General features: G+C 66.5%; 7 protein-coding genes. 1 reads left to right on the top strand and 6 read right to left on the bottom strand.

What is annotated here, in order from left to right; all coding sequences use genetic code 11:
* Nucleotides 1–86: 86 nt before the first annotated feature.
* The 4 genes from ACRCUN_RS07330 to ACRCUN_RS07315 form a co-directional block, all read right to left on the bottom strand.
* A complete protein-coding gene (locus ACRCUN_RS07330; protein ID WP_462140965.1) occupies nt 87–1,229 on the bottom strand; it encodes an acyl-CoA dehydrogenase family protein in 1,143 nt (380 codons plus the stop codon).
* 4 nt (nt 1,230–1,233) lie between these two features.
* Nucleotides 1,234–2,028: a crotonase/enoyl-CoA hydratase family protein gene (locus tag ACRCUN_RS07325; protein WP_462140964.1), complete on the bottom strand. Its 795-nt coding sequence runs from the start codon at nt 2,026–2,028 to the stop codon at nt 1,234–1,236.
* Nucleotides 2,025–3,170: a thiolase family protein gene (locus tag ACRCUN_RS07320; RefSeq protein WP_462140963.1), complete on the bottom strand. Its 1,146-nt coding sequence runs from the start codon at nt 3,168–3,170 to the stop codon at nt 2,025–2,027. The genes ACRCUN_RS07325 and ACRCUN_RS07320 overlap by 4 nt, the downstream gene beginning before the upstream one ends.
* 99 nt (nt 3,171–3,269) lie before the next feature.
* Entirely contained in the window at nt 3,270–4,565 is a 1,296-nt protein-coding gene (locus ACRCUN_RS07315) for an acetyl-CoA hydrolase/transferase family protein (RefSeq protein WP_462140962.1), read from the bottom strand.
* Nucleotides 4,566–4,823: 258 nt separating this feature from the next.
* Between ACRCUN_RS07315 and ACRCUN_RS07310 the strand changes: the two genes are divergently transcribed.
* Nucleotides 4,824–5,615, top strand: coding sequence for a FadR/GntR family transcriptional regulator (locus ACRCUN_RS07310; RefSeq protein ID WP_462140961.1), 792 nt, complete (start codon nt 4,824–4,826; stop codon nt 5,613–5,615).
* Between the two features lie 101 nt (nt 5,616–5,716).
* Here ACRCUN_RS07310 and ACRCUN_RS07305 read toward each other — a convergent pair whose 3' ends face one another.
* Together ACRCUN_RS07305 and ACRCUN_RS07300 are read right to left on the bottom strand one after the other, a co-directional pair.
* Nucleotides 5,717–6,103, bottom strand: a complete 387-nt coding sequence (locus tag ACRCUN_RS07305; protein WP_462140960.1) for a hypothetical protein — start codon at nt 6,101–6,103, stop codon at nt 5,717–5,719.
* Nucleotides 6,084–7,820: a DUF3556 domain-containing protein gene (locus ACRCUN_RS07300; protein WP_462140959.1), complete on the bottom strand. Its 1,737-nt coding sequence runs from the start codon at nt 7,818–7,820 to the stop codon at nt 6,084–6,086. Before ACRCUN_RS07300 ends, ACRCUN_RS07305 begins: the two co-directional genes overlap by 20 nt.
* Nucleotides 7,821–7,825 lie beyond the last annotated feature (5 nt).

Here is a 7,825-nt window from a genome sequence, read left to right as displayed (position 1 = left end):
CTTCGCTGTTTCGGGGGCTTTCGGGTATTTGGGGCGGCTATAGGCCACGCCGGCGAGCCGGCTATAGGCCACGCCGGCTGAGCCGGCTATAGGCCCAGGTCGCGGCCGATGATCTCCTTCATGATCTCGGTGGTGCCACCGAAGATCGTCTGGATGCGCCCGTCGACGTAGGCGCGCGCGACACGGTACTCCATCATGTAGCCGTATCCGCCGTGCAGCTGCACGCAGTTGTCGACGACCTTCTTGGCCACCTCGGTGGCCCACCACTTGGCCTTGGCCGCCTCGACCGCGGTCAGCTCACCGTCGACGACGGCCTGCAGGCAGCGGTCGATGTAGGTCTCGGTGACCTCGAGCTCGGTCTCCATCTCGGCGAGCAGGAACCGGTTGTGCTGGAAGCTGCCGATCGGCTGACCAAATGCCTTGCGGTCCTTGGCATACTGCAAGGTCTCCTGCCATACCGCGCGCGCGCCCGCGATGGCCGAGATGGCGATCGAGAGCCGCTCCGAGGGCAGGTTGGTCATCAGGTGGTAGAAGCCGCGGCCCTCCTTGCCGAGCACGTTGGCGTTCGGCACGCGCACGTTCTCGAAGTGCAGCTCGGAGGTGTCCTGGGAGTGCAGGCCCATCTTGTCGAGCTTGCGGCCCCGGCTGAAGCCCTCCATGCCGCGCTCCACGACCAGCAGTGTGAAGCCCTTGTGCCCAGCTTCCGGATCGGTGCGGGCGACGACGACGCAGAGGTCGCAGTTGATGCCCGAGGAGATGAATGTCTTGGAGCCGTTGACAATCCAGTCATCCCCATCGCGCACCGCCGACGTCCGGATGCCCGCGAGGTCACTGCCCGCACCCGGCTCGGTCATCGCGATCGCGATGATGAGCTCGCCGCTGGCGATGCCGGGCAGCCAGCGCTTGCGCTGCTCGTCGTTGGCCAGTTCCTTGAAGTACGGGCCGACGACGTCGTTGTGCAGGCTCAGCGCCGGGCCGTGCACGCCCGATTTCGCCATCTCCTCGTCGATGATCGCGTTGAAGCGGAAGTCATCCGAGCCGCCGCCGCCGAACTCCTCGGGCATGTTGAAACCGATGACGCCGTACTTGCCCGCGGCGGTGTAGGCCGACCGGTCGACGATGCGCTCGGATTCCCACTTCTCGGAGTTCGGGACGAGCTCGCGCTCGATGTACTCCTTGACGGTCTCGCGGAACGCTTCATGTTCTGCGGTGTAGATCTGTCGCTTCACAGTGTCACTTCGCCTTCCATACGGGCTGACGCTTCTCGGCGAACGCCAACGGTCCTTCTTTGGCATCCTCCGTCTGCAGCAGGGTCGCGAACTCGCGGTTGGTGCGCTTCCAGCCCGGCTGATCGCCCGGTACGCCGCCGTCTTCGGCGCCATATGCGACGCGCTTGCTGGCCTGGACGGCCAGCGGTGCGTTGCCCGTGATCCGTTCGGCCAGTTTGAGTGCCGCGTCCAACACGGTTCCGTCGGGCACCACCTGGTTGATGAGGCCCCACCGCAGCGCGTCGGCCGCGGTGATCGGCTCACCGGTGAACAGCAATTCCATCGCGACCTTGCGAGGCAGCTGTTCGGCGATGCGGAACACCCCGCCCGCACCCGCGATCAGACCCCGTTTGACCTCGGGCAGGCCGAATTTCGCGCGTTCCTCGGCCACCACCAGGTCGCTGGCCAAGGCCAGCTCGGTGCCACCGCCCAGTGCGGTGCCGTTGACCGCGGCAATCGTCGGCTTGTCGATGAAATGGCTGACGTAGCCGGCGAATCCGTACTCCGGGTGGTCGGGATGGAACAGGTTCTCGCCACGGGAGATGGCCTTGAGATCGGCCCCGGCGCAGAACGACTTGTCGCCCGCACCGGTGAGGATCACTGCCCGCACCTCGGGGTCGTCCTGGGCGGCCGCCAGCGCGTCGCCCACGGCGATGCTCACCGACGAGTTGATGGCGTTACGTGCCTCGGGACGGTTGATCGTGATGATCAGTACGTTGCCGTTGCGCTCGACGATCGCGCCCGGCTGAGATTCGGTCACAACAGCTCCAGGATGGTCGCGTTGGCCTGGCCGCCGCCCTCGCACATGGTCTGCAGGCCGTACTGAATTCCGTTGTCCCGCATGTGGTACAGCAGCGTGGTCATGATGCGCGCACCGGACCCGCCGAGCGGGTGGCCCAGGGCGATCGCACCGCCGTTGGGGTTGAGCTTCTTCTCGTCGGCACCGATGTCCTTGAGCCAGGCCATGGGCACGGGCGCGAAGGCCTCGTTGACCTCGAAGGCGCCGATCTGATCGATGCTCAAACCCGATTTCTTGAGCGCCTTCTGTGTCGCCGGGATGGGCGCGGTCAGCATGATCACCGGGTCTGCGCCCGCCAGGACGGCGGTGTGCACGCGCGCCAGCGGCTTGAGGCCGAGTTCTTTGGCCTTCTCGGCGGACATGAACAGCAGCGCGGCCGAGCCGTCGGAGATCTGGCTCGAGTTGCCGGCGTGGATCACGCCGTCCTCCTTGAAGGCCGGCTTGAGCTGGCCCATCTTCTCCAGCGTCGTGCCGCGGCGAATGCCCTCGTCCTTCAGCACGGGATTGCCGTCCTGATCCTTGATCGCCACGATCTGGTCGTCGAATGCGCCGGAATCCTGTGCCGCGGCTGCCTTCTCGTGCGAGTCGAGCGAGAACTGGTCGAGCGTGGCGCGGTCGAAGCCCCATTGTTCGGCGATCATCTCAGCTCCGATGCCCTGGTTCGGGGTCTGGCTGTAGCGGCCCTGGAACGCCTCCGGGTATGGATGTCCGCCGTTGGCGAGCGACGAGCCCATCGGGGTACGCGACATCGACTCGACGCCACCGGCGACCACGACGTCGTAGTGGCCTGCGACCACACCCGCCGCGGCGAAGTGCACCGACTGCTGGCTCGATCCGCACTGGCGGTCGATGGTCACGCCGGGGACGGACTCGGGCCACCCGGCGGTCAGCACGGCGGTGCGGCCGATGTCGAGCGCCTGCTCGCCGGCCTGCATCACGCACCCCCAGATGACGTCGTCGACGAGCGCCGGATCGACCCCGGCTCGATTCACTAGACCGTTGAGCACCTGCGCGGACAGCTCGGCAGGGTGAACGCCCGACAAGCCGCCATTGCGCTTGCCAACGGGTGATCGGACGGCCTCGACGATGACGGCTTCAGCCATGACTTCTCCTTCATTGGATCGGCTTCACGCCCAACGTAAACGAACATGGTTTACTAGGTCAACCTACTGGTTGGTAGAGCATCGACCCGGCGGCAGGCCCTATTCCGCGCCGTCGGCCGCGGCGACGAGGTCGTCCCGGAAATCGGGGTGCGCGATCGCCGCCATCGCATGCCCGCGCTCCCGCACCGACAGGCCTTCGAGTTCGGCCGCACCGTACTCGGTGACTATCACATCGACGTGGTGGCGCGGCGTCGTGACGACCGCCCCCGGCCAGAACCGCGCCACGATGCGCGACCGTAGGACGCCGTCCTTGGTGTACGTCGACGGCAGGCAGATCAGCGACCGGTCCGAGAGCTCGAGTCCGGTGCCCGCGACAAAGTCCTCGGCTCCTCCGATTCCGCTGAACTGCTTGCCGTCGATCGTGTCCGCCACGACCTGGCCCTGGATGTCCACCGCGAGCGCACCGTTGATCGACATCATGTTGTGGTTGGCGCCGATCACCTCCGGCGCGTTCACGATTTCGACGGGCAGGAACGCGACGGACTCGTTGCCGTCCAGCCACTCGTAAAGGTCGGGCGAACCCAGCGCGAACGTCGTCACGCTCACGCCGTCGTACTGCCCCTTCACGGCGTTGCTGACCTTGCCCGCACGGTGCAGCTGCATGCATCCGTCGGTGAACATCTCGCTGTGCAGCCCGTAGTCGCCGCCGTCGCCCTCGGCCAAGAGCGTGGCGATCTGGCTCGGAATGGAGCCGATGCCCGTCTGCAGAGTGGCACCGGAGTGGATGAACTCGACGGCGTGGCGCGCGATGGCCTTGTCGGCGTCGGTCGGCGGCGGCCCGGGCAGTGCCACCGGAGCGTCGGTCGAGTGCACCATCACGTCGATCTCGTCGACATGTAGCGCATGACGGTGCCGCTCACCGAATCCGAAAGTCCTCGGGTAGCCATCGGACGCCTCGACGACAAGCATGCGCTGAGGATCGGCCCCGGCGCGGCGCAACTCGTCGATCGTGCCGCCCGCGTGCAGTGACAGCGAGCACCACCCGTCGGCATCGGGTGTCGTGGCCACCGTCGTCATGACCCGCGGCGACCGCCGTCTCATCAGCGGACCGAAGCGCCGGAAATCGGCCGGCGTGCACTCGATGTCGGCGCCGCCTTCGGACAGGGCGCGCTCCAGCGGCCCGTAGAACCCGGACAGATAGTGAACTCCCTTGCGGGAGAACAGCTCTGTGCCCACAGTCAGTAGCGCGCCATAGACCCGCAGGTCCGTCCAATCGGTGCGCGTGCCGAGGGCGCGCAGGAATGCGGGCGGTTGGCCGGGGCCGAGCGGGATGCCCAGCGTGTCGGCGGACTCCAGCCGCATTGCGGCCTCTTCGGGGGTCAACTCCAGTGGCATGGCCGACACCCTGCCATGCAGGTTGGCGACGTGAGCGAATTTGCGGAGTAGTTTCTTCGCCGTCGGCGCCGCTGTTACGCACCCCGCCCGAGCAGCACAGCAACGTCGCCGTGAGGGGCGCCGACGGGCGCGTCGGATACGCGTCGACGCCGGCCGGCTTGCGGCCTCAGACACCGTTCGATCGAGCCACGGTTACCGCACATGGTTTACTGAGTTGCACAGCTGAGCTGCAGATAGTCGACCGAACAAGGAGGTGCAGTGGCTCGCAGTACGCCCTTGGCCCCGATGATCGGGCCGGACGCTGTCGCGTCCCGGGCCGCCGTCCGGTCACCCAAGACCGCCGAACTTGTCGCAGGCACCTTACGTCGCATGGTCGTCGAAGGACAGCTGAAGGACGGGGACTTCCTGCCCAACGAAGCCGAGCTGATGAGCCACTTCGGCGTGAGCCGCCCGACGCTGCGCGAGGCCGTGCGCGTGCTCGAGTCCGAGCGTCTGGTCGAGGTCCGTCGCGGCTCACGCACGGGGGCCCGCGTTCGGGTACCCGGGCCCGAGATCGTCGCACGCCCTGCCGGCTTGTTGCTCGAGTTGTCCGGCGCCGACATCGCCGACCTCATGGTCGCCCGCTCGGCCATCGAGCCGATGGCCGCCCGCCTGCTGGCCGAGAACGGCACCGAGGAGGCATTCGCCGAGCTCGACCGGATGTTGGAGGAACACCTTCCGACCGACTGGCAGTCCGATCGGCTGGCCGAGACCACCGGCGATTTTCACCGCCGCGTCGTCGAACTGTCCGGCAACGCGACCCTCGGCATCATTGCCGGCATGCTGCATGAGATCACCGTGCGCCACACCGCGTTCCTGTTCAAGGAACGACGCCCGGTGTCGAAGGCCGATTACGAGAAGCTGATGCGGTCATACCGCAAGCTCATGCAGATCATGCGGTCCGGCGACGGCGATGCGGCCGAAGCACATTGGCGCAAGCACCTCGACACCGCTCGTGATCTCCTGTTGCAGGGGATTGAGACGGTGAAGGTGCGGGATGTGATGGGCTGAGTAGCTTGCGGATCGGCCCCGACAGGATGGGCTGAGTAGCTTGCGGATCAGCCCCGACAGGATGGGCTGAGTAGCTTGCGGATCAGCCCCGACAGGATGGGCTAATCCGGCCACACGGCGAGCCGCGCGTCGGTGTCGCGCCATCCTTCGGCGGTCTTCCAGCGCATGGGCAGGAGCCGGTAGCGCCAGCTGCCCGGCGGGCCGTCCGGGCCGACGTGATCCACGGTGATCGAGATGAGATCGGCCGCAAGGTGTTTGGCGTGCGTCTCGAGGTAGATGTCTGCCTCGTCGTCGACCTCGGACATCAGCTCACCGAACAGCAGCCGAGGCCCGGGCGCACGATAGAGCAGCACGCATTGCCGACGGTGCGGGCAGTGGCCCGCACGAACGATGGCCGTGCATCGCGTGTCGACGCTGCCCAGATCGCTCATCAGCCGCCCGGACTCGTCGACCCACACCGCGACCGGATCAGGTGGTGGCGTGGTCATCTCGTTCGACGTGCACCGGCACGGTGTCGTCCCACGGCTGGCGCGTCACCATGTCGGCGACGTTGACATAGCCGCGCTCGAATTCGCCGGTCGCGGCGTCGACGAGCCGGTACTGCTGGGTCTGGCGATGGATCGGCTGGGCGTCGAGCATCACGATCCGCACCTCCCCCGGCTCGAATCCGCACCGCCTCTGCAGCGCCGCCACGAGTTGTTCGTTGCTCATGTGGCCGTCGCCGAAATTCCAGCCGATCGCGGTGGACACGATGCGTTCGCCGTCGGTCAGCGTGTAGTCGTCTTCGTTCTGGCCGGCCATGGCCCGGTGGGCCAGTGTGAACAGCGCGCGGCCGTGAGTGTTGAAGGAGCGGAACGCATATCCCATGTACAGGTACATCTGCGCGGTCTCCGGGCTGCCGTAGTAGCGCTCCATCTGGGCGGCGGGCATGCTGGCGATTGCGACGATCCCCTTCTCGATCTTCTCCGCGGCCGAGGGTTTGACGCACCACAGCGACGTGTCCCAGTTCCCGGCGTAGTACCGCATGCCGGGCAGGAAGGAAACCTTGCGCGGGAACAGGTTTCCGATCGCCACGGTGCCCGCGACGACCACGAACAAGACGATGGGCCACGGGCTCTGCAGGTCACCGAGCCCGATGCCGGCGTGGCCGACGAACAACGTCAGCACCGAGAACATCATGAAGACGTTCCACTCCAGCGGGACACCCATCGGGATCGACGACAGGATGCCGAAGTGGAAGCAGAGCATGACGAACGCGGCGACCGCGGTCGCCCAGCCGCCGTGCGAGAAGAACAGGACGAGCGGCACGAGCCCTTCGATCACGGTCGAGAAGTGCGCGAGGAACCGCGATGCCCGTCCGGGTCGCAGGTCATCGGGGAAGTGCTCGAAGAACTTCCGCTTGATCCAGCGCGGCCGGAACACCGGGTTGTTGCTCATCATCGTGGAGATGACGAACGGGAAGTGCTTGTTGAGCTTGGAGGTGGCCGCGCCGATCCAGATCACCAGGCAGACGAGCTTGGCGGCGATGATCATGTCCGCCCCCGCGAACAGGAACGCCACGGTGAACGACCCGTACACCTCACCGCGGGCGGCGAGGAAGATCACCTTGTCGCGCAGACCGAGCACCGCGAGCAGACCGAGCACCGTCCAGATCTGCCACATCGGCAGCACCCCGACTTCCGAACCGAGTTCGGGGATCGGGCCGGTGCCGTCGGAGAATATGGCGATCGCCAGGACCACCAGAAGCGCCCCGTACAGCGCGGCATCGACGGGCGTGCGCGTATCCCCTTTCGTCAGCGGAATCCGGTCCGGCCACGGCGGCAGGCGGATGGTCCCCGGTCGCAACCAGTAGAGGATCGAGCCCATCGGCGGGAAGAACCGGTTGTTGAGCGGCCCGAAGCCGCAGCCCAGGCCGACGACCTCGAACAGCATGGTGAACAGCACGACCTTCTGGAAGACGATCGGCTCGGTGTACCAGTGCGCGACGTCGGTGAATCCGTCGATGCCTTCGGTCGTCAGGACCACCAGCCACGCTGCGAGGATGTAGGCGAGGATCTTGACCACGTAGAACAGGTGCAGCACCACGGGCGTGCCGAAGCCCACCTCGGCCCAGTGCCGTGCCATCGGGCGGATCTTCTCGGCGCGCGTGCCTTTGTTCCACTCCTCGAAATCGACGACGGGCGCGTCCTGCTTGAGAAACCCCATGCCGG

Source organism: Mycobacterium venezuelense (genome assembly GCF_054919535.1).
The sequence above is the reverse complement of the archived record's forward strand: the minus strand, read 5'-3'. Positions and strand labels throughout refer to the sequence as shown.